The sequence below is a fragment of the Pseudomonas nitroreducens TX1 genome, assembly GCF_000313755.1.
In the GTDB taxonomy this organism is placed as follows: Bacteria; Pseudomonadota; Gammaproteobacteria; order Pseudomonadales; family Pseudomonadaceae; genus Pseudomonas; species Pseudomonas nitroreducens_A.
This window is the reverse complement of the sequence record NZ_AMZB01000135.1, coordinates 113,060-139,373: the sequence shown is the minus strand read 5'-3', so window position 1 is coordinate 139,373 and position 26,314 is coordinate 113,060. Positions and strand designations below refer to the sequence as shown.

The 26,314-nt window shown below is 66.5% G+C and carries 21 protein-coding genes and 1 pseudogene; 10 read left to right on the top strand and 12 right to left on the bottom strand.

Annotation, left to right across the window (positions count from 1 at the left end; genetic code table 11):
• Positions 1-35: 35 nt before the first annotated feature.
• The 3 genes from C167_RS0127530 to C167_RS0127520 all read right to left on the bottom strand — a co-directional run bounded on the left by C167_RS0127530 (position 36) and on the right by C167_RS0127520 (position 1,852).
• Positions 36-464 (bottom strand): hypothetical protein, encoded by a 429-nt coding sequence (locus C167_RS0127530; RefSeq protein WP_017521550.1) that lies wholly within the window; start codon positions 462-464, stop codon positions 36-38.
• A 117-nt stretch (positions 465-581) separates the two neighbouring features.
• A complete protein-coding gene (locus C167_RS0127525; RefSeq protein WP_017521549.1) occupies positions 582-1,259 on the bottom strand; it encodes a hypothetical protein in 678 nt (225 codons plus the stop codon).
• 65 nt (positions 1,260-1,324) lie between these two features.
• On the bottom strand, positions 1,325-1,852 hold the full coding sequence (locus C167_RS0127520) for a hypothetical protein (protein ID WP_017521548.1): 528 nt from the start codon (positions 1,850-1,852) through the stop codon (positions 1,325-1,327).
• Positions 1,853-2,089: 237 nt separating this feature from the next.
• Here C167_RS0127520 and glyA point away from each other — a divergent pair, with 237 nt between their 5' ends.
• From glyA to fdhA, 7 genes are all read left to right on the top strand, one after another.
• Positions 2,090-3,343, top strand: a complete 1,254-nt coding sequence (glyA, locus tag C167_RS0127515) for a serine hydroxymethyltransferase (RefSeq protein WP_017521547.1) — start codon at positions 2,090-2,092, stop codon at positions 3,341-3,343.
• A gap of 131 nt (positions 3,344-3,474) precedes the next feature.
• A complete protein-coding gene (locus C167_RS0127510; RefSeq protein WP_017521546.1) occupies positions 3,475-4,725 on the top strand; it encodes a sarcosine oxidase subunit beta in 1,251 nt (416 codons plus the stop codon).
• 14 nt (positions 4,726-4,739) lie between these two features.
• Positions 4,740-5,066 (top strand): sarcosine oxidase subunit delta, encoded by a 327-nt coding sequence (locus C167_RS0127505; RefSeq protein WP_017521545.1) that lies wholly within the window; start codon positions 4,740-4,742, stop codon positions 5,064-5,066.
• Positions 5,066-8,086, top strand: coding sequence for a sarcosine oxidase subunit alpha (locus C167_RS0127500; protein WP_017521544.1), 3,021 nt, complete (start codon positions 5,066-5,068; stop codon positions 8,084-8,086). Before C167_RS0127505 ends, C167_RS0127500 begins: the two co-directional genes overlap by 1 nt.
• 176 nt (positions 8,087-8,262) lie before the next feature.
• On the top strand, positions 8,263-8,898 hold the full coding sequence (locus C167_RS0127495) for a sarcosine oxidase subunit gamma (protein WP_017521543.1): 636 nt from the start codon (positions 8,263-8,265) through the stop codon (positions 8,896-8,898).
• A 92-nt stretch (positions 8,899-8,990) separates the two neighbouring features.
• Entirely contained in the window at positions 8,991-9,848 is an 858-nt protein-coding gene (locus tag C167_RS0127490) for a formyltetrahydrofolate deformylase (RefSeq protein ID WP_015479628.1), read from the top strand.
• Positions 9,849-10,214: 366 nt separating this feature from the next.
• On the top strand, positions 10,215-11,414 hold the full coding sequence (fdhA, locus tag C167_RS0127485) for a formaldehyde dehydrogenase, glutathione-independent (protein ID WP_017521542.1): 1,200 nt from the start codon (positions 10,215-10,217) through the stop codon (positions 11,412-11,414).
• A gap of 108 nt (positions 11,415-11,522) precedes the next feature.
• Here the strand turns inward: fdhA and C167_RS0127480 are convergent, their stop codons facing one another.
• The 8 genes and pseudogenes from C167_RS0127480 to C167_RS0127445 form a co-directional block, all read right to left on the bottom strand.
• Positions 11,523-11,918, bottom strand: a complete 396-nt coding sequence (locus tag C167_RS0127480; RefSeq protein ID WP_017521541.1) for a lysozyme inhibitor LprI family protein — start codon at positions 11,916-11,918, stop codon at positions 11,523-11,525.
• A gap of 108 nt (positions 11,919-12,026) precedes the next feature.
• A pseudogene (locus C167_RS33005) lies at positions 12,027-13,604 on the bottom strand (fatty acid--CoA ligase).
• A gap of 414 nt (positions 13,605-14,018) precedes the next feature.
• Positions 14,019-15,131, bottom strand: a complete 1,113-nt coding sequence (locus C167_RS0127470) for a class II histone deacetylase (protein ID WP_017521538.1) — start codon at positions 15,129-15,131, stop codon at positions 14,019-14,021.
• Positions 15,128-16,519: a purine-cytosine permease family protein gene (locus C167_RS0127465; RefSeq protein ID WP_017521537.1), complete on the bottom strand. Its 1,392-nt coding sequence runs from the start codon at positions 16,517-16,519 to the stop codon at positions 15,128-15,130. The genes C167_RS0127470 and C167_RS0127465 overlap by 4 nt, the downstream gene beginning before the upstream one ends.
• A 66-nt stretch (positions 16,520-16,585) precedes the next feature.
• Entirely contained in the window at positions 16,586-17,626 is a 1,041-nt protein-coding gene (locus tag C167_RS0127460; RefSeq protein ID WP_416774348.1) for an ABC transporter substrate-binding protein, read from the bottom strand.
• A gap of 395 nt (positions 17,627-18,021) precedes the next feature.
• Positions 18,022-19,404 (bottom strand): aspartate aminotransferase family protein, encoded by a 1,383-nt coding sequence (locus C167_RS0127455; RefSeq protein ID WP_017521535.1) that lies wholly within the window; start codon positions 19,402-19,404, stop codon positions 18,022-18,024.
• Positions 19,405-19,631: 227 nt separating this feature from the next.
• Entirely contained in the window at positions 19,632-21,125 is a 1,494-nt protein-coding gene (locus C167_RS0127450; protein WP_017521534.1) for an aldehyde dehydrogenase, read from the bottom strand.
• A gap of 195 nt (positions 21,126-21,320) precedes the next feature.
• Positions 21,321-22,118: a carbon-nitrogen hydrolase family protein gene (locus tag C167_RS0127445; RefSeq protein WP_017521533.1), complete on the bottom strand. Its 798-nt coding sequence runs from the start codon at positions 22,116-22,118 to the stop codon at positions 21,321-21,323.
• Positions 22,119-22,322: 204 nt separating this feature from the next.
• Here C167_RS0127445 and C167_RS0127440 point away from each other — a divergent pair, with 204 nt between their 5' ends.
• The 3 genes from C167_RS0127440 (at position 22,323) to C167_RS0127430 (ending at position 25,470) form a co-directional block, all read left to right on the top strand.
• Positions 22,323-23,231 carry a LysR substrate-binding domain-containing protein gene (locus C167_RS0127440; RefSeq protein WP_017521532.1) on the top strand — a complete coding sequence of 303 codons (909 nt, stop codon included), beginning with the start codon at positions 22,323-22,325 and terminating at the stop codon, positions 23,229-23,231.
• A 291-nt stretch (positions 23,232-23,522) separates the two neighbouring features.
• A complete protein-coding gene (locus C167_RS0127435) occupies positions 23,523-24,551 on the top strand; it encodes a DUF5924 family protein (RefSeq protein ID WP_017521531.1) in 1,029 nt (342 codons plus the stop codon).
• A 79-nt stretch (positions 24,552-24,630) separates the two neighbouring features.
• Positions 24,631-25,470: an acyl-CoA thioesterase gene (locus C167_RS0127430; protein WP_017521530.1), complete on the top strand. Its 840-nt coding sequence runs from the start codon at positions 24,631-24,633 to the stop codon at positions 25,468-25,470.
• 186 nt (positions 25,471-25,656) lie between these two features.
• On the opposite strand, the gene C167_RS0127425 is transcribed toward C167_RS0127430, so the two are convergent.
• On the bottom strand, positions 25,657-25,998 hold the full coding sequence (locus C167_RS0127425; protein WP_017521529.1) for a zinc ribbon domain-containing protein YjdM: 342 nt from the start codon (positions 25,996-25,998) through the stop codon (positions 25,657-25,659).
• Positions 25,999-26,314 lie beyond the last annotated feature (316 nt).

Sequence of the window (26,314 nt, the reverse complement as noted above, 5' to 3'; positions counted from 1 at the left end):
TAGCGAAATCCCCGCTCCTCGTGCACCTGCCAGTCTTACAGGCGCTGGTTCACGTAGGCCGTCACGAACTGCTGGGCATCCTGAGTCGAGGACAACCCCTGGTCGTAGCAGACCTTGCGGGCGCTGCGCTCGCCGGGAAGCATCACCTCGCCACACTCGCCGCGCAGTACCAGGACCACGGGCTCCTCCCGCCGGGAATGCAGCTTGAACAGCGACTCATCCAGCAGGCTCAGCCCATCCATCCGGTGGATGCGCATGTTCCAGGCATGATCAACGCCGCCGATGCGCACCAGAAACATGTTGGCCCGGCGTGGTCCGATCTGCTCCACCCATACCTTGACGCCATCGGCGCCGCTGTAGGCTTTGACTTCGTGGATCGGCTGCGCGGGCATCTGCGTCGCCTGCGCGCCAAGCGACAGCACGGCCGCCAGGAACAGCGGCAGGCCTCTGGTCTTGAATGTCATGGTCCTCCACCTCTTCCTGGCGATTGAGAAATTTCGACGCCGGGAATTTTCCTCAGAACGAGGCGAGGTGGAGGATCAGAGATTGGGAGCGTTCGCTGTCAGAACTCTCTGGATCAATCAGGGCAGCTTGGTCAGCGCCATCTGCTCGGAGATGGGCACGAACAGCTCGCGCAGGGACTGGGAGGTACCGCCGTTGGGCTTGTCCGGCGAAACCATGTTGAGCACGTAGCGGCCCTTGATCAGGCCGGTCAGGCTGGACTCACCGGCTTTGTCATCCGGGCCCGGGACGCTGATGGCCAGCGGATCGCCCATGCGGGTGCTGTCGATCACCGGCAGGTACTGCTCGCCGCCGAACTGCGCGGCGGTGCCGTTCTGCAGCGCCGCCTGGCGCGCCTGGTTGAGCAGCGAGACGTTCTTCGCGGTGGTGTCGCGCAGCTTGGCCTGGGCGGCCAGGTACTGCTTGGCGGCCTCGCCCTGCTGGTCGGCGCCCGGCGCCGGCAGGCCGGTGTCGGTCAGGGTCACGACCAGGCGCTGGCTGCCATCGGCCTTGCCATAGACGATGGTGGCGTCGTCGTAGCCGCACTCGCGGGACAGGTAGGGATAGCCGTAGACGGCCTTGGTCGGCGGCAGCGCCTTTTCCAGCACATGGCCGGTGCAGCTGTCGCCGGCCGGGGTGGCTGCGGCGGCACTGGCGGCTTCGGGAGCCTCGGCCTTGGCGGGTTTGCTGTCGTCACCACAGCCCTGCAGCGTCGCGGTGAGCAGCAGGGCGGAAAGCAGAGTCAGGGAACGGTTCATGGCGTCCTCGCATTTCGTGAGGGCCGCAGTTTAGTCCCTTGGCCCACTGCTTCCTATCGCCAGCTTCATTGCGGAGGATTGCAGACCCAGCGCCCCAGCCTGTTGTCGTAGCCGGCGTCGCTCACTGCCACCCCGCTGCTGCGCGCTTGCAGGCAGAAGGTTTTCATGAAGGTTGCCCGCTGGCCATTGCCGGCGCTGTCGCGCCCGCCGAGCGTGACGTTGTACAGGCCAGGCTGCAGCGGCAGCGCCGGGGTTTTCTCGCGGAAACCGCGAATCGGCTGGCCGTAGGCGAAGCAGGTATCGCTGCGCAGTGGCACGCCTTGCGTGGGCTCGATGCTGGCCGACGACCAGAACGGCTCGTAGGGCTCGCGCGCGACCTCGATGGAGTACACCGCCACCTGCCGCTCGTCCACCTGCAACGTGCGGTTGAAAAACAGGCCGGGCGACTGGAATGCCGCGCCGCCAAAGCACAGCGTCCGGCCTTGCACCCAGACCCTCGCGTCGCCGTCGAACAGGCGCGACATGCCCCAGGCCGACAACGTCGGCGACAGCAGGGCAATGCACAACGAACCAGACAAGAAGACACGCTTCATCGACAGGGCTCCAAGGGTCGCGCCGTCCTGGCGCGAGCATGTCGCATTCTGACCAGCCGCCACGTGCAATTCCACGCACCCGGTCGCTTTTACGCCGTTCACGGCATGTCGCAAACGCACCTACCCGCGGCGTGCGCAGGCATCTGGCCGGACGGGGCCGGTCATACCATCGCTTCCAAGGGGACGGGTTCGTCCCGCACCAGCCATGGCGCCCCACCGCGCCGCAGGGAGACAGCGATGTTCAGCAAGCAAGACCAGATCCAAGGCTATGACGACGAACTGCTCGCGGCGATGGATGCCGAGGAAGCGCGCCAGGAGGACCACCTCGAGCTGATCGCTTCGGAGAACTACACCAGCAAGCGCGTCATGCAGGCCCAGGGCAGCGGGCTGACCAACAAGTACGCCGAAGGCTATCCGGGCAAGCGTTACTACGGCGGCTGCGAGCATGTGGACAAGGTCGAGCAACTGGCCATCGATCGCGCCAAACAACTGTTCGGCGCCGACTACGCCAACGTCCAGCCGCACTCGGGCTCCTCGGCCAACGCCGCTGTTTATCTCGCCCTGCTCAACGCCGGCGACACCCTCCTGGGCATGAGCCTGGCCCACGGCGGCCACCTGACCCACGGCGCCAAGGTCTCCTCCTCCGGCAAGCTGTACAACGCCATCCAGTACGGCCTGGACACCGCCACCGGCCTGATCGACTACGACGAAGTCGAGCGCCTGGCCGTGGAGCACAAGCCGAAAATGATCGTCGCCGGCTTCTCTGCTTATTCGAAGACCCTCGACTTCCCGCGCTTCCGCGCCATCGCCGACAAGGTCGGGGCGCTGCTGTTCGTCGACATGGCCCACGTCGCCGGCCTGGTCGCCGCCGGCCTGTACCCGAACCCGCTGCCCTACGCCGACGTGGTCACCACCACCACCCACAAGACCCTGCGCGGCCCGCGCGGCGGCCTGATCCTGGCGCGCAGCAACGAAGAGATCGAGAAGAAGCTCAATTCCGCCGTCTTCCCCGGCGCCCAGGGTGGCCCGCTGATGCACGTGATCGCCGCCAAGGCGGTGTGCTTCAAGGAAGCGCTGGAGCCCGGCTTCAAGGACTACCAGGCCCAGGTGATCAAGAACGCCAAGGCCATGGCCTCGGTGTTCATCGACCGTGGCTACGACGTGGTCTCCGGCGGCACCGACAACCACCTGATGCTGATCAGCCTGGTGAAACAGGGCCTGACCGGCAAGGAAGCGGACGCCGCCCTGGGCCGCGTCGGCATCACCGTGAACAAGAACGCCGTGCCGAACGACCCGCAGAGCCCGTTCGTCACCTCCGGCATCCGCATCGGCACCCCGGCGGTGACCACCCGCGGACTGAAGGAAGCCCAGTGCCGCGAACTGGCCGGCTGGATCTGCGACGTACTGGACCACCTGGGGGACGCCGACGTCGAGGCCAAGGTGGCCACCCAGGTCGCCGGTCTCTGCGCGGACTTCCCGGTCTACCGTTGAATTTTCCCGTCTCCTCGCGGAGACGGCGCCCCAAGGGCAGGTGAGGGAAACATCGGTCCCGACCCCAGCGCCGCAACCCTCACCCCACCCCCTTCCCACGGGAAGGGGAGCAAAAGATCAGGAGCATCGACATGCAACGCTATTCCGGCTTCGGCCTGTTCAAGCATTCCCTGAGCCACCACGAGAACTGGCAACGCATGTGGCGCACGCCCACGCCCAAGCCGGTCTACGACGTGGTCATCGTCGGCGGCGGCGGGCACGGCTTGGCCACGGCCTACTACCTGGCCAAGGAGCACGGCATCACCAACGTCGCAGTGGTCGAGAAGGGCTGGCTGGGCGGCGGCAACACCGCGCGCAACACCACCATCGTGCGTTCCAACTACCTGTGGGACGAATCCGCGCTGCTCTACGAACACGCCATGAAGCTGTGGGAAGGCCTGTCCCAGGACCTGAACTACAACGTCATGTTCTCTCAGCGCGGGGTCTACAACCTCTGCCACACCCTGCAGGACATGCGCGACGGCGAACGCCGCGTGAGCGCCAACCGCCTGAACGGCGTGGATGGCGAACTGCTCAATGCGCAGCAGGTGGCCGAAGAGATTCCCTACCTGAACTGCACCAAGAGTGCGCGCTACCCGGTCATGGGCTCCACCGTGCAACGTCGCGGCGGCGTGGCCCGCCACGATGCCGTGGCCTGGGGCTTCGCCCGCGCGGCCGACGCCCTGGGCGTGGACCTGATCCAGCAGACCGAGGTGATCGGCTTCCGCAAGCAGGACGGCGTGGTCATCGGCGTCGAGACCAACCGCGGCTTCATCGGCGCCAAGCGCGTCGGCGTGGTCACCGCCGGCAATTCGGGGCACATGGCCAAGCTCGCCGGCTTCCGCCTGCCGATCGAATCGCACCCGCTGCAGGCCCTGGTTTCCGAGCCGCTGAAACCCATCATCGACAGCGTGATCATGTCCAACGCCGTGCATGGCTACATCAGCCAGTCGGACAAGGGCGACCTGGTCATCGGCGCCGGCATCGACGGCTACAACGGCTACGGCCAGCGCGGCTCCTACCCGGTCATCGAGCACACCCTGCAGGCCATCGTCGAGATGTTCCCGGTGCTCTCGCGGGTGCGCATGAACCGCCAGTGGGGCGGCATCGTCGACACCACCCCGGACGCCTGCCCGATCATCGGCAAGACCCCGGTGAAGAACCTGTTCTTCAACTGCGGCTGGGGCACCGGTGGCTTCAAGGCCACTCCCGGCTCGGGCAACGTCTTCGCCGCGACCCTGGCCAAGGGCGAGCCGCATCCGCTGGCCGCGCCCTTCTCCATCGAACGTTTCCACACCGGCGCACTGATCGACGAGCACGGCGCTGCGGCCGTAGCTCACTAAAGAGGGCATTAACCATGTTGAACATCTTCTGCCCCCATTGCGGCGAGCTGCGTTCCGAAGAGGAATTCCACGCCAAGGGCCAGGCGCACATCCCGCGCCCGCTCGACCCGGCTGCCTGCTCCGACGCGGAATGGGGCGAGTACATGTTCTTCCGCGACAACCCGCGCGGCATCCACCACGAACTGTGGGTGCACGCTGCCGGCTGCCGCCAGTACTTCAACGTCACCCGCCACACCGTGACCTACGAAATCCTGGAAACCTACAAGATCGGCGAAAAACCAAGCATCACCGCCGAATCCGAGAAGAAATCCGCCGTCCAGCCCGCCGTGGAGAAGGCCTAATGAGCCAGATCAATCGCCTGTCCCGTGGCGGTCGCATCGACCGCAACAAGCCGCTGACCTTCAGCTTCAACGGCCAGAGCTACCAGGGCTTCGCCGGTGACACCCTGGCCGCCGCGCTGCTGGCCAACGGCGTCGACATCCTCGGCCGCAGCTTCAAGTACTCGCGCCCGCGGGGCATCGTCGCCGCCGGCGCCGAGGAACCCAACGCCATCCTGCAGATCGGCTCGCGCGAATCTACCCAGGTGCCCAACGTGCGCGCCACCCAGCAGGCCCTGTACAACGGCCTGGTGGCGACCGCCACCAACGGCTGGCCGAACGTGCAGAACGACCTCATGGGGATCTTCGGCAAGGTCGGTGGCAAGCTGATGCCGCCCGGCTTCTACTACAAGACCTTCATGTACCCGCAGTCCATGTGGCTGACCTACGAGAAGTACATCCGCAAGGCCGCAGGCCTAGGCCGCGCGCCCACCGAAGTGGACCCGGACAGCTACGACTGGATGAACCACCACGCCGACGTGCTGATCGTCGGCGCCGGCCCCGCCGGCCTGGCCGCCGCCCTGGCTGCCTCGCGCAGCGGCGCGCGGGTGATCCTCGCCGATGAACAGGAAGAGTTCGGCGGCAGCCTGCTCGACACCCGCGAGACCCTCGACGGCAAGCCGGCCGAGGAGTGGGTGGCCAAGGTCATCGCCGAGCTGGAAGGCAACCCGGACGTGATCCTGCTGCCGCGCTCCACGGTCAACGGCTACCACGACCACAACTTCCTCACCATCCACGAGCGCCGCACCGACCATCTCGGCGAAACCGCCCCGCTGGGCCAGGTGCGCATGCGTGTGCACCGCGTCCGTGCCAACCGTGTGGTGCTCGCCGCTGGCGCCCACGAGCGTCCGCTGGTCTACGCGAACAACGATGTGCCGGGCAACATGCTCGCCGGCGCCGTCTCCACCTACGTGCGCCGCTACGGCGTGGCACCGGGCAAGAGACTGGTGCTGTCCACCAACAACGACTACGCCTACCGCGTCGCCCTGGACTGGCAGGAAGCCGGTCTGCAGGTGGTCGCCATCGCCGACGCCCGCCCCAATCCGCGCGGCGAATGGGTCGAGGAAGCGCGCAAGCGCGGTATGCGCGTCATCACCGGCAGCGCGGTGATCGAGGCCCGCGGCAGCAAGCGCGTGAGCGGCGCGAAAATCGCCCCCATCGACACCTTCCGCCTGAAGGTGACAGCGCCCGGCGAGTGGCTGGACTGCGACCTGGTCGCCAGCTCCGGCGGCTACAGCCCGGTGGTGCACCTGGCTTCGCACCTGGGAGGCAAGCCGGAATGGCGCGAGGACATCCTCGCCTTCGTGCCCGGCCTGGCCTTCCAGAAGCGCATCTGCGCCGGTGCGGTGAACGGCGTGTTCCGCCTCGCCGATGCCCTGGCCGACGGCTACCAGGCCGGCAGCCAGGCCGCTGTCGACGGCGGCTTCAAGTCCGTCGCCGGCGAGCTGCCGGCGGTTGCCGAGCGCACCGAGGACGCCACCCTGGCGCTGTTCCAGGTGCCCCACGAGAAAACCACCGCCCGCGCGCCCAAGCAGTTCGTCGACACCCAGAACGACGTCACCGCCGCCGCCATCGAGCTGGCCTGCCGCGAGGGTTTCGAGTCCATCGAGCACGTCAAGCGCTACACCGCACTGGGCTTCGGCACCGACCAGGGCAAGCTGGGCAATATCAACGGCCTGGCCATCGCCGCCCGCGCCCAGGGCAAGAGCATCGCCGACACCGGCACCACCATGTTCCGCCCGAACTACACCCCGGTGACCTTCGGCGCTGTCGCCGGACGCCACTGCGGTCACCTGTTCGAACCGGTGCGCTTCACCGCCCTGCACGCCTGGCACGTGAAGAACGGCGCCGAGTTCGAGGACGTCGGCCAGTGGAAACGTCCGTGGTACTTCCCCAAGCGTGGCGAAGACATGCATGCCGCCGTGGCCCGCGAATGCCGCGCCGTGCGTGAGTCGGTCGGCCTGCTGGACGCCTCCACCCTGGGCAAGATCGACATCCAGGGCCCGGACGCCCGCGAGTTCCTCAACCGCGTCTACACCAACGCCTGGACCAAGCTGGACGTGGGCAAGGCCCGCTATGGCCTGATGTGCAAGGAAGACGGCATGGTCTTCGACGATGGCGTCACCGCGTGCCTGGCGGACAACCACTTCGTCATGACCACCACCACCGGCGGCGCGGCCCGCGTCATGGAGTGGCTGGAGCTGTACCACCAGACCGAATGGCCGGAGCTGAAGGTGTACTTCACCTCGGTCACCGACCACTGGGCCACCCTCACCCTGTCCGGCCCCAACAGCCGCAAGCTGCTGAGCGAGGTCACCGACATCGACCTGGACAAGGACGCCTTCCCCTTCATGACCTGGAAGGAAGGCAAGGTCGCCGGCGTACCGGCGCGGGTGTTCCGCATCTCCTTCACGGGCGAGCTGTCCTACGAGGTGAACATCCAGGCCAACTACGCCATGGGTGTGCTGGAGGCCATAGTCGCCGCCGGCGCCAAGTACAACCTGACCCCGTATGGCACCGAGACCATGCACGTCCTGCGCGCCGAAAAGGGCTTCATCATCGTCGGCCAGGACACCGACGCCTCGGTGACCCCGGACGACCTGAACATGGGTTGGGCGGTGGGTCGCACCAAGCCGTTCTCCTGGATCGGCTGGCGTGGCATGAACCGCGCCGACTGCCAGCGCGAAGATCGCAAGCAGTTGGTAGGCCTCAAGCCGACCAACCCGATGGACCTGCTGCCCGAGGGCGCGCAACTGCTGTTCACCCCGCAGCACACGATTCCCGCGACCATGGTCGGCCACGTCACCTCCAGCTACATGAGCAGCACCCTGGGCTACAGCTTCGCCCTGGCGGTGGTGAAGGGCGGCATCAAGCGCCTGGGCGAGAAGGTCTACGCCCCGCTGCCGGATGGCCGGGTGATCGAGGCGGAAATCTGCAGCTCGGTGTTCTACGACCCGAAAGGGGAACGGCAGAACGTGGATTGATCGGAGTGGGGTTCGCCCCTCTCCCCCGCCCTCTCCCTGAAGGGAGAGGGAGTGACTGAAGCTCCCGGATGGCACCGTGTATCAGTACGCACGGACATCCCCTCTCCCTTCAGGGAGAGGGTCAGGGAGAGGGCAGACAGGCTTCCAGGGCGCACGACGCCCCTAGGTGAAAACGAATGAGCAAAGCCAACCTCTACCAGCAACGCCCCGCAGATGGCATCCAGGCCGAATCCCCCCTGCACCACGCCGAGCTGGACAAGCTCGCCGCCCGCAAGGTGGCCAACGCCGGCGTGACCCTGCGCGAAAAGAAATTACTCGGCCACCTGACCCTGCGTGGCGACGCCCACGACCCGGCCTTCGCCGGCGGCGTGCACAAGGCCCTGGGCCTGGAGCTGCCGGTGGCGCTGACCCTGGTGGCCAAGGGCGACACTTCGCTGCAGTGGCTCGGCCCGGACGAGTGGCTGCTGATCGTCCCCGGCGGCGAGGAGTTCGCCGTCGAGCAACGTCTGCGCGAGGCGCTGGGCGAGGACCTGCACTATGCCGTGGTCAACGTCAGCGGCGGCCAGACCCTGCTGGAACTCGAAGGCGCCAAGGTCCGCGAAGTGCTGATGAAGTCCACCGGCTACGACGTGCACCCGAGCAATTTCCCGGTGGGCAAGGCGGTCGGCACCCACTTCGCCAAGTCCCAGCTGGTGATCCGCCACACCGGCGAGCACACCTGGGAGCTGGTGGTGCGCCGCAGCTTCTCCGACTACTTCTGGCTGTGGCTGCAGGATGCCTGCGCCGAGTACGGCCTGCAGGTGGCGGCGTGATACGTGAGGACCGGTGAGGGACTGGCGCCAGAGCCACCCTCACCCCCAGCCCCTCTCCCAACGGGAGAGGGGTGATTGTTCGGAGCCAGACCATGAGCCGCACCCCCGATACCTGGATCCTCACCGCCGACAGCCCGAGCCTGCTGGGCACGGTGGACGTGGTCACGCGCTACCTGTTCGAGCAGCGCTGCTACGTCACCGAGCACCATTCGTTCGATGACCGCCTGGCGCAGCGCTTCTTCATCCGCATCGAATTCCGCGCCGGCGACGGCTTCGACGAAGCGGCCTTCCGCGCCGGCCTCGCCGATCGCGTATCGCCCTTCCAGATGAACGTCGAACTGACTCCGCCGGGCTACCGCAGCAAGGTGGTGATCATGGTCTCCAAGGCCGACCACTGCCTGAACGACCTGCTCTACCGCCAGCGCATCGGCCAGCTGCCGATGGACGTGGTGGCGGTGGTCTCCAACCACCCGGACCTGGAGCCGCTGGCGCGCTGGCATGGCATCCCTTATCACCACTTCGCCCTCGACCCGAACGACAAGGGCGCGCAGGAGGCGAAGGTCTGGCAGGTGATCGAGGAAACCGGTGCCGAGCTGGTGATCCTCGCCCGCTACATGCAGGTGCTGTCCCCCGAACTGTGCCGCCGCCTGGACGGCTGGGCGATCAACATCCACCACTCGCTGCTGCCCGGCTTCAAGGGCGCCAAGCCTTATCACCAGGCCTACCAGAAGGGCGTGAAGCTGGTCGGCGCCACGGCTCACTACATCAACAACGACCTCGACGAGGGCCCGATCATCGCCCAGGGCGTCGAGCCCGTGGACCACGCCCACTACCCCGAGGACCTGATCGCCAAGGGCCGCGACGTGGAGTGCCTGACCCTCGCGAAAGCCGTGGGCTATCACATCGAGAAACGCGTGTTCCTGAATGCCAACCGGACAGTCGTTCTGTAATAACGCCGCCCTGACACCCGAACGGCGGATGGGTGGAGCTCATCCGCCCGACGTTCCGACCTGGACTGTGGCGTTCGCGGTAAAGCGCCCTCTCCCCCAACCCTCTCCCTGAAGGGAGAGGGAGCAGTGCGGCGCCACCGGCTAGCACGGTGTCCGCCCCACACACGGATATCCCCTCTCCCGCTTGCGGGAGAGGGTTAGGGAGAGGGGCTCTTGAAGCCTGGCTCCCCTGCACGAGCAACACCGACAGACCCGCCGGCTGCCAGCAGTACGTACCGGCCCTGTCGCGCAACACACGACATCCCAGTGCAGAACCGCGAGCCGCAGGGCCCGCCTTTGTACCCACAAACACAATGAGGAATGCGTATGTCTGGCAATCGTGGTGTGGTTTATCTCGGCCCGGGCAAGGTCGAAGTACAGAACATCCCCTATCCGAAGATGCAGGACCCACAGGGCAAGCAGATCGACCACGGGGTGATCCTGCGCGTGGTTTCCACCAACATCTGCGGCTCCGACCAGCACATGGTCCGTGGCCGTACCACCGCGCCGGAAGGCCTGGTGCTGGGCCACGAGATCACCGGCGAGGTGGTGGAGATCGGCCGTGGCGTGGAAACCATGAAGATCGGCGACCTGGTCTCGGTGCCGTTCAACGTCGCCTGCGGCCACTGCCGCACCTGCAAGGAACAGCACACCGGCGTCTGCCTGACGGTCAACCCGGCCCGTGCCGGCGGCGCCTACGGCTACGTCGACATGGGCGGCTGGGTCGGTGGCCAGGCCGAGTACGTGATGGTCCCCTACGCCGACTTCAACCTGCTGCGCCTGCCTAACCGCGACGCGGCGATGGAGAAGATCCGCGACCTGACCTGCCTCTCCGACATCCTCCCCACCGGCTACCACGGTGCGGTGACGGCCGGCGTCGGTCCGGGCAGCACCGTCTATATCGCCGGTGCCGGTCCGGTCGGCCTTGCCGCCGCCGCTTCGGCCCGCCTGCTGGGCGCCGCCGTGGTGATCGTCGGCGACGTCAACCCGACCCGCCTGGCGCACGCCAAGGCGCAGGGCTTCGAGATCGCCGACCTGTCCAAGGACACCCCGCTGCACGAGCAGATCGCCGATCTGCTGGGCGAACCGGAAGTGGACTGCGCGGTCGACGCGGTGGGCTTCGAGGCCCGTGGCCACGGTCATTCGGGCTCGCAGCACGAGGCTCCGGCCACCGTGCTGAACTCGCTGATGGGCGTGGTGCGGGTGGCCGGCAAGATCGGCATTCCGGGCCTCTACGTCACCGAAGACCCGGGCGCCGTTGACGCGGCCGCCAAGCAGGGCTCGCTGAGCATCCGCTTCGGCCTGGGCTGGGCCAAGTCGCACAGCTTCCACACCGGCCAGACCCCGGTGATGAAGTACAACCGCCAGCTGATGCAGGCGATCATGTGGGACCGCATCAAGATCGCCGATGTCGTCGGGGTGGAAGTCATCACCCTGGACGACGCGCCCAAGGGCTATGGCGAGTTCGATGCCGGCGTGCCGAAGAAATTCGTCATCGACCCGCACAACCTGTTCCGCGCCGCCTGACGGCGCAGCCACCCCCGGCCGCGGTCCCACTACCGCGGCCGTCTCTCCAGGGGAGCCGCAAGGCTCCCTCTTTTTTTGCCCGCCCGGCATGCACTTGTAGGAGAGCGGTCAGGGCTTGGGCGCAGGACAGTTGAAGTCGCCTTCCTGGCAGTTGGAGAGCGTCTGCAGCTCCTTGATGCGCTGATCGGTCATGGCTTTCAGGCAGTTGCCGTAGGCCATCGGGTAGCCGGAGCCGCCCTCGACGCTGGAGGTCTCGAATTTACAGCTGAGGTCACGGTAGTTCAGCCAGGCTTTCTGCGCGGCGGTCAGGGCCTTCTTCTGCCCGGCATCCAGCCGTTGGCGGTACTGCCCGTAGAGGTCATTGAGGCGTTTGTCGCTGGCCTTGTAGGCCGCACCGCTGCAAGCGTTGATCTCACCCTGGGTCTGCGCGTCGGCGCAGTCGGAAGCGGCCTGGGCGGAGGCGCAGAGGGCCAGCAGGGCAAGGGGAAGCAGCAGGAACTTCATGGCGACGTTGTCCGTTGTTCTGGATGAAGCCCCTACTCTAGCAACTTGACCTGACCCAGTGGCCCGCGCCTGCCGGATCACTGCGTACGCCGTCTCGATCCCGGTCGCCTAGTTGACCTGACGGGTCCGCCCCACCCAGTACGGCTCGCGCAACGCCCGACGCAGCAACTTGCCGGCCGGATTGCGTGGCATGGCGTCGATGAAGTCGATGCTCTTGGGCACCTTGAAGCCTGCGATACGCTCACGCGCCCAGGCCAGGATACCGTCGACATCGGCCGCAGCGCCGGCGCGCAGCACAATCATCGCCTTGACCGCCTCGCCCCAGCGCTCGTCGGGCACTCCGATCACGGCGACATCGGCAACGGCCGGGTGACCGTAGATGGCGCTCTCCACCTCGGCCGGGTAGATGTTCTCCCCGCCGCTGATGATCATGTCCTTGACCCGGTCGTGGATGTACAGATAGCCCTCCGTGTCCATGTAGCCGGCGTCGCCACTGCGTAGCCAGCCTTCGGCATCGATGACGCGAGCAGTGTCTTCCTCCTGCTTCCAGTAACCCGCCATGTTCTGCGGCGAGCGGATCACCACCTCGCCGACTTCTCCGGGCGGCAGCCTCCGGCCGTCCGGCCCGACCACCGCCACTTCGCAGCCGGGCATGGCCTTGCCGGCAGCGCGCATGCGCGGGACATCGGCAAGCGTATGGTCTTCCGGCGGCAGCGCCACGATCGTGCCCGTGGTCTCGGTCATGCCGTATTGCTGGACGAACCCGCAGCCAAAGACTTCCATGCCCTCGCGCAGCAGCGCCGCAGGGATTGGCGAGGAGCCGTACAGCATGTACTTGAGACGCGAATAGTCCACCTGGCGCACGCGCGGATCGCGCAGCACGATCTGTAATGCCGCTGGCACCATGAACAGTTTGCTGACCCGGTCGTGTTCGATGTAGTCGAGCACCTTGCTCGGATCGAACTCACGTGCCACGACCCCCTTGCAGCCGGACAGAATGCCACGCACCCCCCAACCCGAACCGCCGATATGTGCGACCGGCATGGCCACCAGCGAGACGTCGTCGTCGCTCCAGAGCGACCAGTCCGCGTCCCCGCTCAAGGAAATCCGGGTACCTATGGTCAGGTTCCGATGCATCAGCATCACGCCCTTGGGACGACCTGTCGTACCCGACGTGTAGAGCTGCAGCACCACGTCGGCAGGCTTCGCCTCGTGTGCCGGCGGGGTACTCGGGCAGGCGTCGCGCCAGTGGGTGTAGGCCATCCAGTCGGGCTCCCCGCCCTCCATCGCCACTGCACGACGCACCAGCGGCAGCGCGGGCAGCAGGTTGCGTACCGACGCCGAGGACTCGGCGCCGACGAAGACCAGCGTCGCCTCTCAATGCGAAACGATGTACTGGATCTCGGGCCTCGCCATCCGCCAGCTCACCGGCGTGATGACGGCGCCCATCTTGGCCGCGCCAAAGAACAGCTCGAAATAGTGATCGCTGTTCTTGCCGATGTAGGCGATGCGGTCGCCAGCCTTCACCCCGTCGGCCAGCAGGGCCTGGGCCACGCGGTCGGTATGGCGGTCCAGATCGGCAAAGGTGGTTTCGCGGCCTTCGAAGGCATAGGCAATGGCCCCCGCCCGTTCCCGGGCGAAGTGGCGAATCGCGCTGGGCAGCGTCGCGAGGTATTCCGTGTCCATGAACCTGGTCCCCTGTTCTGATTGTTGTAGAGGATGGGTAACGCTGTTGAGGGGCGTTGAAAGGCCCCTCAGCGCTGTACGACGAGGTTGCGTCGCCTCTCGCCTGATGCCGCCTTGGTTCGGTGTCATGGAATGATTGAACTACCAGCGCAACGGCGGCCCGGACATTCTGTGCCGCGCCAACCATGCCAGCGTCGTTCGAACGAACTATTCGTACTGAGCGGGTAGGGCTCCACCACCAGGGAGGGCATCAGTACTGCATCGAGAGGGGTGCTGGCTTCGCCCCGGACCTGGCTGTCCACGCAGTCATCGACCGGCACTGCAAGAGGCAGCTGCGAGAGGGGAAAAGCAGAGGAGTCACGGACGGATCGACCATCAGGTTCGATCCGCCCGCTGCCGCCGCGGGCGGTGGCCTCAGCCCAGCAGCTTCGCCGCCATCCGCTGCAGCGCCTGGCGCTGGAAGGCGCGGAAGTCCGCATCTGGCTGCTGGCCTTCGAGCATCGGCAGGAAGGGATCGACCACCTCGGTACGCACGCCGGCCATTTCCTCGATCACCGCATGACCGCAGAACGGCACGTAGGCTTCCGCGTAACCGCCCTCATGCACCACCACCAGCTTCCCAGCGCACAGGCGCTCGGCGGCGTCGCGCACGGCGGCGGTCATGAAGCGGAAGGTCTCGCTGTGGGCGAGCATACGCGCCAGCGGGTCCACGCCGTTGGCGTCGAAGCCGCTGGCGACCACGATCAGCTCCGGCTGGAAGCGCTCCAGCGCCGGCACGATGATGGTTTCCATGGCCACGCGATAAGCGTCGTCGCCACTGCCGGGATAGAGCGGCACGTTGAGGTTGTAACCCTTGCCCGCGCCCTCGCCGATGTCGTCCACCGCGCCGGTGCCGGTGGGATAGCAGTCGGCCTGGTGGATCGACAGGGTCAGCACGTCGTCGCGACCGTAGAAGATCGCCTCGGTGCCGTTGCCGTGGTGCACGTCCCAGTCCAGCACCGCCACGCGCTTGATGCCGTGGCGCGCCTTGGCCGTCTCCACCGCCACGGCGATGTTGGCCAGGTAGCAGAAGCCCATGCCGCGATCCGGCAGGCAGTGGTGGCCCGGCGGACGCGACAGCGCGTAGGCATTGTCCAGCTCGCCGCGCAGCACCGCGTCCACGGCGGCAATGGTCAGGCCGGCGGACTGCCGGGCGATGTCGTAGGTGCCATGGCTGACCATGGTTTCCTCGCCCATGTCGCCATGGCCGACTTCGCTGTAGGCCTTGAAGCGCTCCAGGTAGCTCGCCGGATGCACCCGCAGCAGGTCTTCCTCGCTGGCCAGGGGCGCGCTGGACAGGTGCAGCTGGCTGCTCAGGCCGGAAACATCCATCAGGCTTTTCAACCGGCGCTTGCTCTCCGGCGATTCGGCATGGCCGCCGCCTACCGGCGGCTGCAGCCAGCCCCCGACAGGAAGGATCAGCGCATGCAGCCCCGTTGCGTGCCAGAAGCAGCGTTCGTCGAAGAAGAACCCGGTACGACGGCTCATGCGCGGGCCGCCTTCAGGGCGCGCTGGCGCTTGCGGCTGAACAGCCAGTAGACCGGCGAGACCACGCCCAGGCCGACCACCCAGGAGATGTCCGCGCCGTTCATGGCCTGCGCGGCGGCGCCGGTGTAGAGCGCGGTGGACATGAACGGCACCTGCACCAGGATGCCGAGGATGTAGCAGTTCACCGCAGTCCAGTTGAAGGTGCCGTAGATGCCGCCGTCACGACGGAAGAACGACAGCACGTCGTATTCGCCGTGGGCCACCAGGTAGTAGTCGACCAGGTTGATCGCGCTCCAGGGCACCAGCACGTAGAGCAGCAGCAGGATGAAGTTGGTGTAGTTGGCCATGAAGTTGTCCTGGCCGAGCAGGGCGATGGCCAGCGAGCCGCCGAACAGCGCCAAGGCGATCACCGCGCGCCAGCCGGCCTTGGCCGACCAGGCCGGGATCAGCGTCTGGCCGACGGTGATGGCCGAGAGCGTGCCGCAGTACAGGTTCATCGAGTTGGTGGCGGCGATGCCGATGGAGAACACCGCGACCATGATGGCGCTGAAGCCGCCGGTCATTTCGATCAGGCCGGCGATGACGTCGCCCTCGCCCACCGACAGGCCGACCAGCACACCCAGCAGCATCGGCAGGATCGAGCCCAGGCAGCAGCCCCAGTAGCTGGACCAGAACGCGGTGCGCGCGCCGGTGCCCTGCGGCATGTAGCGCGAGTAGTCGGAGACGTAGGGCGCGTAGGCCAGTTGCCACAGCGCGGCGATGGACAGCGCGCCGAGGAAGCCGGGGATGTTGTTCTCGTTGCGCTCAAGCAGGTCCGCCGGCAGGCCGTGGACGAACACCAGCCAGACGAAGCTGACCAGCAGCACCGCGCCGGACAGCCAGGACATCACGCGGGTGTAGCCGTGGATCAGGCGGTAGCCGAACACCGTGGCGATCACGCTGATCGCGCCGACCAGCAGGATGCCGGTGTTGGTGCCGATCACCTCGAAGCGTGCGTGCAGCGCCTGGCCGCCGAGCACCAGGTTCGAGGCGAAGAAGCCCAGGTACATGATCACCACCAGGGCGACTACCAGCAAGGATCCGAAGGAGCCGAACTGGCCGCGGGTCTGCACCATCTGCGGCACGCCCAGCTGCGGGCCCTGGGCCGAGTGCAGCGCCATGAACACGCCACCCACCAGGTTGCCGAGCACCAGCGCCAGCACGGCGGCGAAGAACGGCAGCTTGAACACGGTGACCGCCAGGGCGCCGGTAACCACGGTCAGCAGCATGATGTTGCTGCCGAACCAGATGGTGAAGAGGTCGCGGGCGCGGCCGTGTCGTTCATGTGCAGCGATGGGCTGGATGGTGCTCAGCTCCAGCGTCGTCGCCTGGTTTTGCGTCGTTGTCATTGTGTTTCTCACGCGTCGTTGGCAAGGCAGGCCCGGCGCGGACGCCGGGCGTGGATCAGGAAAGGATCAGCGGGCGGCCCAGGCGTTGAAGCGCTGCTCGAGCTCTTCGCCGTGGTCGACCCAGAAGGCTGCGTCCACCGAGCGGGCGCCTTCGAGGTTGGCCGGCGCGGTGGGCAGCGCATCGCGCACGTCCGCCGGCAGCAGGTCCAGGGTGCCCTTGTGCACTGGGCCGTAGGGGATGTTCTCGGAGAAGGTCTTCTGGGTTTGCGGCTGGCTGGCGAAGGCGATGAACTTCTCGGCCAACGCCTTGTTCGGGGTACCTTTCACCACGGCCCAGTATTCCGGGTCGTACAGGCTGCCCGGCCAGACGATGCCCAGCTTTACGCCTTCCTTCTGCGCGGCGGCGATGCGGCCGTTGTAGGCCGCGCTCATTACCACGTCGCCGGCGGCCAGCCACTGCGGCGGTTGCGCGCCGGCTTCCCACCACTGGATGTTGCCCTTGAGCTGGTCGAGCTTGGCGAAGGCGCGATCGACGCCCTCTTTCGTGCCGAGCACCTTGTAGAGATCTTCGGGTTTCACGCCGTCAGCCAGCAGGGCGATTTCCAGGGTGTACTTGGCGCCTTTGCGCAGGCCGCGCTTGCCCGGGTATTCGCTGGTGTTCCAGAAATCCGCCCAAGACTGTGGAGCCTTGGCGACCTTGGCGCCGTTGTAGGCCATGACCATGGACCAGACGTAGGTGGCCACGCCGCATTCGCTGAGGGTGCCAGGGACGAAGTTCTTCTCTTCGCCGATGGCTGCCGGGTCGATACGCTCGAACAGGCCTTCCTCGCAGCCGCGCAGCAGCTCGGGGCTTTCCACTTCGACGACGTCCCAGGTGACCTTGCCGACGTCGACCATGGCTTTCACCTTGGCCATCTCGCCGTTGTATTCGCCGGCGACGATCTTGCCGGCGCCGCTGGCTTCGAAGGGCTTGAAGTAGGCCTGCTCCTGGGCCGCCTTGGTGGCGCCGCCGAAGGAGATGACGGTGATGCTTTGGGACTGCGCGTGAGCACTACCGCCAGCGGCAGCAAGAGCACAGGTGATGGAGATGCGCGTGAGCAAGGACACTTTCATGGAACGACTCCCACAGCCGGATTGGCGTTGTTGTGTTGCTGGGCAGTACCCCCGGCCAGAAGCCGGGCAAAAGGGTTCCATCGCGCGGGCGTCTTCGCGCTCGCGGCGTTGTTGTTGGGTATTTCAGCTCTTCGTAGGAGCGAGCTTGCTCGCGAAACATCGGCGCCAGCGGGTTCCCTCTCCCCCGCCCTCTCCCTGAAGGGAGAGGGAGCTATTCGTGCCGGCTGACACCTTGGCATCGACCTGCACCGAACCAGTCCCCTCTCCCTTCGGAGCGGGGCGCGCAGCCAGGGTTAGGGAGAGGGGCTCTTGCCGAGCTCCGCGTCACCATTCGCGAGCAAGAACTAGGCGTCCCCCTCGCTCCTACAAAAAAGCGGAAGCGCGTGCCGTTACAGCACACCGATTTCCTGGGCCGTGCGATCTACCGCACGGCGGGTCTTGTCGACCAGCTCGTCGATCTCGGCACGGCCGGCGACCAGCGCCGGGGCCATGATCATGCGGCCGAGGGTGGAACGGATGATCACGCCCTCCTCGAAGCCGATGGTGCGGCAGCGCCAGGCGATGTCGTTCTCGTTGTCGAAGCGCTTGCGGCTGGCCTTGTCCTGGACGAACTGCAGCGCGGCGACGAAGCCGGCGCCCTGGATGTCGCCCACCAGCGGGTGGCTGCCGAAGACTTCACGCAGGCACTGCTGCAGGTACGGGCCGGTGTCGTTCTTCACCGCATTCACCCAGCCCTCGTCGCGCAGCGCGCGCAGGTTGGCCACCGCCACCGCTGCCGCCACCGGGTGGCCGGAGTAGGTCAGGCCGTGGGCGAACACACCGCCTTCTTCCACCAGCGCCTGGGCGATGCGCTTGCTCAGCACCAGGCCGCCCATGGGGATGTAGCCGCTGGTCAGGCCCTTGGCGATGGACAGGGTGTCGGGCTGGAAGCCGAAGTGCTGGTGGGCGAACCACTCGCCGGTGCGGCCGAAGCCGCCGATCACTTCGTCGGCGCACAGCAGCACGTCGTACTGACGGCAGATGCGCTGGATTTCCGGCCAGTAGCTTTCCGGCGGGAAGATCATGCCGCCAGCGCCCTGGAACGGCTCGGCGATGAAGCCGGCAACGTTGTCGGCGCCCAGCTCGAGGATCTTCTCTTCCAGCTGCAGGGCGCAGCGACGGCCGAATTCGGCCGGGGTCAGGTCACCGCCGGCGGCGAAGAAGTAGGGTTCGTCGATGTGCGCGATGTCCGGGATCAGGCCGCCCATCTCGTGCATGAACTTCATGCCGCCCAGGGCGGTGGCCGCCAGGGTGGAGCCGTGGTAGCCGTTCCAGCGGCCGATCATGATCTTCTTCTGCGGCTTGCCTTCGATCTGCCAGAAGCGGCGCACGGTACGGATCAGCACCTCGTTGGCCTCGGAGCCGGAGTTGGTGTAGATCGCGTGGCTGTAGTGGTCGGGCAGCAGGCTGAAGAGGGTTTCGGAGAGCTCGATCACCGCCGGGTGGGTGGTGTGGAAGAACATGTTGTAGTACGGCAGCTCGTCGAGCTGGGCGGTGGCAGCGGCGGTCAGGTCCTTGCGGCCGTAACCCAGGTTGGTGCACCACAGGCCGGACATGCCGTCGATGTACTGGTTGCCGTCGTTGTCCCAGAGGTGCAGGCCTTCGCCGCGCACCATCACGCGGGGGCCTTCGGCGTTCAGCGCCTTCTGGTCGAGGAAGGCATGGATGTGGTGCGCGGCGTCCGCTTTCTGGTAGTCGCGGGTATCACGTGGCGCGCGGGTCTTGTCGGTCATCGACTTTTCTCCTCTATCCCTCGGCGGTGCTCCGGCAGCCGGCCTGAGGGGTCTTCAGGGGATCGAGGGCGACGGACTTACCTGGGCAGTCTCATCGGCCGTCTCGAGCGGTTCGGTTAGAACCTGCTTACGATCTGCTGCGCGTCGGCATGGCAGCGTTAAAAACAGGCTCTTGGGATTCGCGTGTTGCTCAGGCGCCGGGCTCGACCCGGCGGCCTGTCTTGCATTTAGTCGCGCAGCTGGAACCAGGTGGTCTTGAGCTGCGTGTATTTATCGAAGGAATGCAGCGAGAGATCGCGGCCGAAGCCCGACTGCTTGCCGCCGCCGAACGGAATCGCCGGGTCCAGCGCGTCCACGGTGTTCACCGACACGGTGCCGGCATTGAGCTTGCGGGCCACGCGGTGGGCGCGGTGCAGGTCATCGCTCCACAGCGAAGCGGCGAGGCCATAGATGCTGTCGTTGGCCAGGCGCACGGCTTCTTCTTCGCTGTCGAAGGGGATGACTGCAAGCACCGGGCCGAACACTTCGTCGCGGGCCAGGGACTGCTGCGGGCGCACGCCGGTGAAGATGGTCGGTTCGATGAAGTTGTCCGAACCGTTGAAGCTCAGCTGGCGGCCACCGCAGGCGAGCTGCGCGCCATCGCCCTGGGCGCGGTCGATGCAGGCCATGATGCCGGCGGTCTGCTTGTTGTCGACGATGGCGCCGGCGCGGCTGGCCGGGTCCAGCGGGTCGCCCGGCGTCCAGTCGCGGGCCTTGGCGATCAGGCGTTCGACGAACTCGTCGTGGATCGAACGCTCCACCAGCAGGCGCGAGTTGGCCGAGCAGACTTCGCCCTGGTTGAAGAAGATGCCGAAGGCAGCTTTTTCAGCGGCCAGGTCGAGGTCGCGGCAGTCGGCGAACACCAGGTTCGGGCTCTTGCCGCCGCATTCCAGCCAGACCTGCTTGAGGTTGGATTGCGCGGAATACTGCATGAAGTACTTGCCGACCTGGGTCGAGCCGGTGAACACCAGCGCGTCCACGTCCGGGTGCAGGCCCAGCGCCTTGCCGGCGGCTTCGCCCAGGCCCGGTACGACGTTCAGCACGCCTTCGGGAATGCCGGCTTCCAGCGCCAGCTCGGCCAGGCGCAAGGCGGAGAACGGCGACTGTTCGGCGGGCTTGAGCACCACGGAATTGCCGGCGGCCAACGCGGGCGCCAGCTTCCAGGCGGCCATGTCGAGGGGGAAGTTCCACGGCACCACGGCGCCGATCACGCCCAGCGGCGTGCGGGTGATGGTGGCGAGGGCGTTCTGCGCGGTCGGGGCGACCTGGTCATAGAGCTTGTCGAGGCTTTCGGCGTACCAGGAGAACACGCCGGCGGCGCCGGGCACGTCGATATTCCAGGCGTCCATTACCGGCTTGCCCATGTTCAGGGTGTCGAGCAGAGCCAGCTCGTCGCGGTGGGTCATCATCAGCTCGGCCAGCTTCTGCAGCACTGCCTTGCGCTCACGCGGCGCCATGCGCGCCCAGGGGCCGGACTCGAAGGCCTGGCGAGCGATGCGCACGGCAGCGTCGATCTCGGCCGCGCCACAGGCGGCGACATTGGCCAGCAGGCGATTGGTCGCCGGGTCGATGGACGCGAAGGTCGCGCCATCCTGCGCGGCCACGCGGCGGCCGCCGATCAGCGCGCTGTCGATGAAGGTCTGCCGGGCAGCACGCTGCCGCCAATCGTTGAGCTCGTACACCAGGGCACTCCTGCTTCGCTCGCCCTCGAGGGACGTTGTTGTTCGAATGTGGATTGGATGGTCGCCCAAGGCCCTGCCAAGGAAAATTATTAAATTTGTCTTCGGGATATATGAAAAAGCTGGGCAGCCACGCACCGGCCCGGCGCATGTCGCGCCATGGCGGTGCACGCCTGCGCACCGCTGCAGGGCCCGTACTCAGCGGGTCAGGACACCGTACAGCTCGGGGCGGCGGCATGGCAGGTAAGGGAAAGTCGCGGCCTGGCGGGCACGCTGCTCGGGGTCCAGGTCGACGATCAGCAGGCTCTCCGCGGGCCCGGCGGCAGCCAGGCGCTCGCCGTCCGGCGCGACGATGCAGGAGCCGCCGAGGAAGGCCAGCCCGTCCTCCACGCCGCAGTGGTTGCAGTAGGCGATGAACAGCTGGTTCTCCACCGCGCGCGCCGGCACTATCACGCGTGGCACCGCGCCGTATTCGGGCGTCAGCGCGGTAGGGATGAGGACCAGCCCGGCACCGTTCAGCGCGTGGGTGCGCACCGCCTCGGGGTACTCCACGTCGAAGCAGATCAGCAGGCCGATACGCCAGCCGGCGTAGTCGAACGGCGCTTCCAGCACATCGCCGGCACTGAACACTTCCCGCTCCATGGCACCGAACAGGTGCGCCTTGCGGTAGTGGCCCAGTGCACCGCCGGACGGGCCGATGACCTGCACCGAGTTGTACGGCCTGCCGCCCTGCGGATGGCTTTCCGCGTAGCCGTAGGCGATGGCCAGCCCGAAGCGTTGCGCCAGCTCGCCAATGCGTGCGGCCGACGGCCCGTCCGCCGCTTCGGCCAGCTCGTTCATGCGCTGCGGCACGTGGTAGCCGCCCAGCCACAGCTCCGGGCAGAGCAGCAGTTGCGCGCCGACAGCGGCGGCGGCGCCGGCCTGGCGCTCCAGTTGGTCGAGGTTGCCGGCGACATCGCCGGGGAGGCCGCAGGTCTGCCAAAGGGCCAGGCGCATGAGTTGTACTCCAGGCTGCGTGTACGGGATTTGCAGGGCGTTTTCATCGACTGCGCTGGAGTATGCCCGCGCCCGGAGGGATGCAGCAGGTGGCCAAGGCCATGAAAAATGTGGTCCCCGGCGAGGAAAATCTTCGCCACGGGCCGCCCCCGCCGGCCGGCCCAACGCGGTATCTTGTATAAAAAAGCAACAACGAGGCGTGCAGTGGCTTCCTATACCTTGCGGCAATTGAAGTATTTCGTGACCACCGTGGAATGCGGCAGCGTGGCCGAGGCCTCGCGCAAGCTGTACATCGCGCAGCCGTCCATTTCCACGGCAATCAAGGGGCTGGAAGAGAGCTTCGGCGTGCAGCTGTTCATCCGCCACCACGCCCAGGGCGTGTCACTCACTCCCAGCGGCGCGCGCTTCTACCGCAAGGCGCAGGAACTGCTGCGCATGGCCCACGAATTCGAGCAGAACGCCCTGGCCGACAACGACGTGGTGGCAGGGCAGATCGACATCGGCTGCTTCGAGACCGTCGCCCCGCTCTACCTGCCGCGCCTGATCTCGGGGTTCCGCGAACGCTACCCTGGCGTGGAAATCCGCATCAGCGACGGCGAGCAGCAGGAGCTGGTGCAGGGCCTGACCGCCGGCCGCTTCGACCTGGCGCTGCTCTACGAACACGACCTCGACGCCACCATCGCCACCGACCCGCTGATGCCGGCCCAGCGCCCCTATGCGCTGCTGCCGGAGAACCACCGCTTCGCCAAGCAGGACAAGGTGTCCCTGCGCGACCTGGTGCTGGAGCCGATGATCCTGCTGGATGTGCAGCCTAGCCGTACCTACTTCGTGCGCATCTTCGAGGAACTGGGGCTGAGCCCGCACATCGCCTTCAGCTCGCCGTCGATCGAGATGGTGCGCGGCATGGTCGGCCAGGGTTTCGGCTTCTCCCTGCTGGTCACCCGCCCGCATTCGGAATGCACCTACGACGGCAAGAAGGTGGTGACGGTGGACATTGCCGAAGAAGTCAGCACATCAGGCCTGGTCGCCGCCTGGCTCAAGCGCGCCCAGTTGACCAAGCCGGCGCAGCTGTTCGTCGACTTTGCGCGGGAGGAGTTGAGCGGGAAGCACTGATCTCCGCTGCTTTTGTAGGAGCGAGCTTGCTCGCGAACCGACTTCGGCGCAGGGACTTGCCCTCTCCCCCGCCCTCTCCCTGAAGGGAGAGGGAGCCGTTCGGATCGCCCGGCGAGCTCCGTATTTCCAGGCAATTCCGGTCAGTTCCCTGTCCCTTCGGAGCGGGGCGCGCAGCCAGGGTTAGGGAGAGGGTCCACGCCCAAGTTCCGAGCCCCTCCCGTCACTCCCCATGCCCCTCAGCGACATCCGGCGTTACAATCTCGCCCCCAACCCGTAATGCCTTCCCGCCCCATGCTGATCTGGAAAGAGCGCGTGCAGCGCCTCATCACCCTCGTCGTCGGCCTGCTGCAGCGCTACCCGCGCGTCATCGCCCTGTTCGGCTTCTGCTCCGGGGTGTTCAGCTTCATCATGGTGGACCGTCACCGCGCCGGCTTCGCCCGCGCCATGGCCATCGTCATGCTGATCAGCTGGATCTGGCTGATGCTGGAGAACCTGCTGACCAAGCGCTTCAAGAGCCGCTTCGGCTGGGAAGTGCCGCCGGGCCTGCTGCGCTACGGGACCCAGCTGATCCACCAGGAAAGCCTGTTCTTCTGCCTGCCGTTCTTCTTCGTCACCACCACCTGGAACAGCGGCCAGGCCCTGTTCACCGGCGTGCTGACACTCGCGGGGCTGGCGGCGATCACCGACCCCATCTACTACAAGTGGCTGTCGGTGCGGCGCTGGACCTTCCTGGGCTATCACACCCTGACGCTGTTCGCGGTGCTGCTCACCGCGCTGCCGATCATCCTCCACCTGAGCACCCCGCAGAGCTACCAGGCGGCGCTGGGCATCGCCGTGCTGCTGTCCTTCCCGAGCCTTGCGGTGACGGTGAAGATCCACAAATGGTGGCGCTGGTTTGCCCTCGTCGGCCTGACCCTGTCCATCGGCGCGGTGGGCTGGTTCGCCCGAGCCTGGGTGCCGCCGTCGACCCTGTGGATGACCGAGATGGCAGTGACCGAGAGTTTCGACAACGCCCAGCGCACCCCCGGCGACAGCCTGGAGACGGTCAGCGTCGCGCAAATCAAAGCCCAGGGGCTCTATGCCTACACCGCGATCAGCGCCCCGCGCGGGCTGAACGAGCGCATCTACCACGCGTGGCGCCAGGACGGCCAGGAAGTCGACCGCATCGCCCTGGACATCAAGGGCGGCCGCGAAGCCGGCTACCGCGCCTGGACGCACAAGCAGAACTTCCCTACCGATCCCAGCGGCAAGTGGCAGGTTCAGGTGCTGACGGAGGCCGGACAAGTCATCGGCACATTGAGATTCGAGGTCACGCCCTGACCGCCCGGTATCCTTGACCCGGCTCGGCGCTTTCCTCTACATAGAGCCTCTCCCGAGAACAAAAAGCGCCGAGAGAGTCATGACCGATACTGCCTTGCACCCGTTCGACCGCGCCGTGGCCCTGCAACCCGTGGCCGGCCAGCCCAACCTCTATGAAGGCCACACCAGCCAGGACTACTGGAACATGGTCGGCCCCTTCGGTGGCGTCACGGCCGCGGTCCTGCTGCAGGGTGCGCTGCGCCATCCGCAGCTGCTCGGCAGCCCGCTGTCGCTGACGGTGAACTACGCCGCGGCAGTCGTCGCCGGCGCCTTCCAGGTCGAAGCCGTGCCGGTGCGCACCAACCGCTCCACCCAACACTGGCTGCTGCAACTGACCCAGGCCGATGGAACCGGTGAACAGCAGGTCACCACCACCGCCACCCTGGTCACCGCGCTGCGCCGCGAAACCTGGAGCCTGACCGACATCCCCACGCCGGCTTTCGCCCCGCCCAGCGACTTCGAACCGATGAGCCCGGCCGCCAAGGGCGTGGCCTGGCCAAAGCAGTACGAGATGCGCCCGGTTTCCGGCGCCTTTCCGACCAAGTGGGACGGCACTGGCGAGACCAGCCGCAGCCAGCTCTGGCTGCGTGACGCCCAGGACCGCCCGCTGGATTTCCTGTCCCTGGCGGCGATGAGCGACATCTTCTATCCGCGCGTCTGGCTGCGCCGCGCCACTCCAGTGCCGGCCGGCACCGTGTCGATCACCACCTACTTCCACAGCGACGCCGCGCAGATGGCCGAAGTCGGCGCGGGCTACCTGCTCGGCGATGCCCGCGCACAGGAGTTCCGCAACGGCTTCTTCGACCAGAGCGCGCAGCTGTGGAGCGAATCCGGCGCGCTGCTGGCGACCAGCAACCAGATCGTTTACTACAAGGAATAAGTGCCTCTGACCCGTTCTCGGAGGGGCATGGGTCACCTGCAGGAGCGAGGGGGACGCCCAGTCCTAGCTCGCGAACAGGGCCCCGGGCATGTACTGAAGCTGGGCGGTTCGCGAGCAAGCTCGCTCCTGCAAAGAGCACAAAAAAGCCCGGCACATAGCCGGGCTTTTTCATGGAGGCGAGAAGGCTCAGACCTTCTTCACGAACTCCGACTTCAGCTTCATCGCGCCGATGCCGTCGATCTTGCAGTCGATGTCGTGGTCGCCGTCCACCAGGCGGATGTTCTTCACCTTGGTACCGACCTTCACCACCAGGGACGAGCCCTTGACCTTGAGGTCCTTGATCACGGTGACGGTATCGCCGTCCTGCAGCAGGTTGCCGACCGAGTCCTTGATCACGCGAGCATCGCCGTCGGACTCGCCCGAGCCGTCAGCGGACCACTCGTGGGCGCACTCGGGGCAGACCAGCTGAGCGCCGTCTTCGTAGGTGTATTCGGAGTTGCATTTGGGGCAGGGCGGCAGCTGGCTCACGGCGGTTCTCACAGTGGAAACGGTAAAAAGACCGCAGAGTATATAAGGTTTCTCGCTTTCCCGCTGGGCGCGAAGGCAAGGCACAAGGCCGGCAGCGTTACAAAAGCGTAAGAATCCATCGCTATAACAGGCGGCCAATTCGATAAGAAAGGACGCCCGTACCATGCTGCACACGCCCACCCCGCTCGCCCTGAGCATCGCCGTGGTCCTGGCGACCCTGGCCACCGAATCTGCCCAGGCCGTGTCGGTCTCGCCGATCATCACCGACGCACAGACCGCCAGCCGCACCCTGGCCAACCAGGACACCCTGACCGTC

Bases quoted from the DNA above. Each gene is read 5' to 3' on its own strand.
- glyA (WP_017521547.1), top strand. From the start codon at position 2,090: ATGTTCAGCAAGCAAGACCAGATCCAAGGCTATGACGACGAACTGCTC.
- C167_RS0127430 (WP_017521530.1), top strand. From the start codon at position 24,631: ATGACCGATACTGCCTTGCACCCGTTCGACCGCGCCGTGGCCCTGCAA.
- C167_RS0127490 (WP_015479628.1), top strand. From the start codon at position 8,991: ATGAGCCGCACCCCCGATACCTGGATCCTCACCGCCGACAGCCCGAGC.
- C167_RS0127455 (WP_017521535.1), bottom strand. From the start codon at position 19,404: ATGACCGACAAGACCCGCGCGCCACGTGATACCCGCGACTACCAGAAA.
- C167_RS0127435 (WP_017521531.1), top strand. From the start codon at position 23,523: ATGCTGATCTGGAAAGAGCGCGTGCAGCGCCTCATCACCCTCGTCGTC.
- C167_RS0127470 (WP_017521538.1), bottom strand. From the start codon at position 15,131: ATGAGCCGTCGTACCGGGTTCTTCTTCGACGAACGCTGCTTCTGGCAC.
- C167_RS0127530 (WP_017521550.1), bottom strand. From the start codon at position 464: ATGACATTCAAGACCAGAGGCCTGCCGCTGTTCCTGGCGGCCGTGCTG.
- C167_RS0127445 (WP_017521533.1), bottom strand. From the start codon at position 22,118: ATGCGCCTGGCCCTTTGGCAGACCTGCGGCCTCCCCGGCGATGTCGCC.
- C167_RS0127520 (WP_017521548.1), bottom strand. From the start codon at position 1,852: ATGAAGCGTGTCTTCTTGTCTGGTTCGTTGTGCATTGCCCTGCTGTCG.
- fdhA (WP_017521542.1), top strand. From the start codon at position 10,215: ATGTCTGGCAATCGTGGTGTGGTTTATCTCGGCCCGGGCAAGGTCGAA.
- C167_RS0127500 (WP_017521544.1), top strand. From the start codon at position 5,066: ATGAGCCAGATCAATCGCCTGTCCCGTGGCGGTCGCATCGACCGCAAC.
- C167_RS0127495 (WP_017521543.1), top strand. From the start codon at position 8,263: ATGAGCAAAGCCAACCTCTACCAGCAACGCCCCGCAGATGGCATCCAG.
- C167_RS0127525 (WP_017521549.1), bottom strand. From the start codon at position 1,259: ATGAACCGTTCCCTGACTCTGCTTTCCGCCCTGCTGCTCACCGCGACG.
- C167_RS0127510 (WP_017521546.1), top strand. From the start codon at position 3,475: ATGCAACGCTATTCCGGCTTCGGCCTGTTCAAGCATTCCCTGAGCCAC.
- C167_RS0127505 (WP_017521545.1), top strand. From the start codon at position 4,740: ATGTTGAACATCTTCTGCCCCCATTGCGGCGAGCTGCGTTCCGAAGAG.
- C167_RS0127480 (WP_017521541.1), bottom strand. From the start codon at position 11,918: ATGAAGTTCCTGCTGCTTCCCCTTGCCCTGCTGGCCCTCTGCGCCTCC.
- C167_RS0127465 (WP_017521537.1), bottom strand. From the start codon at position 16,519: ATGACAACGACGCAAAACCAGGCGACGACGCTGGAGCTGAGCACCATC.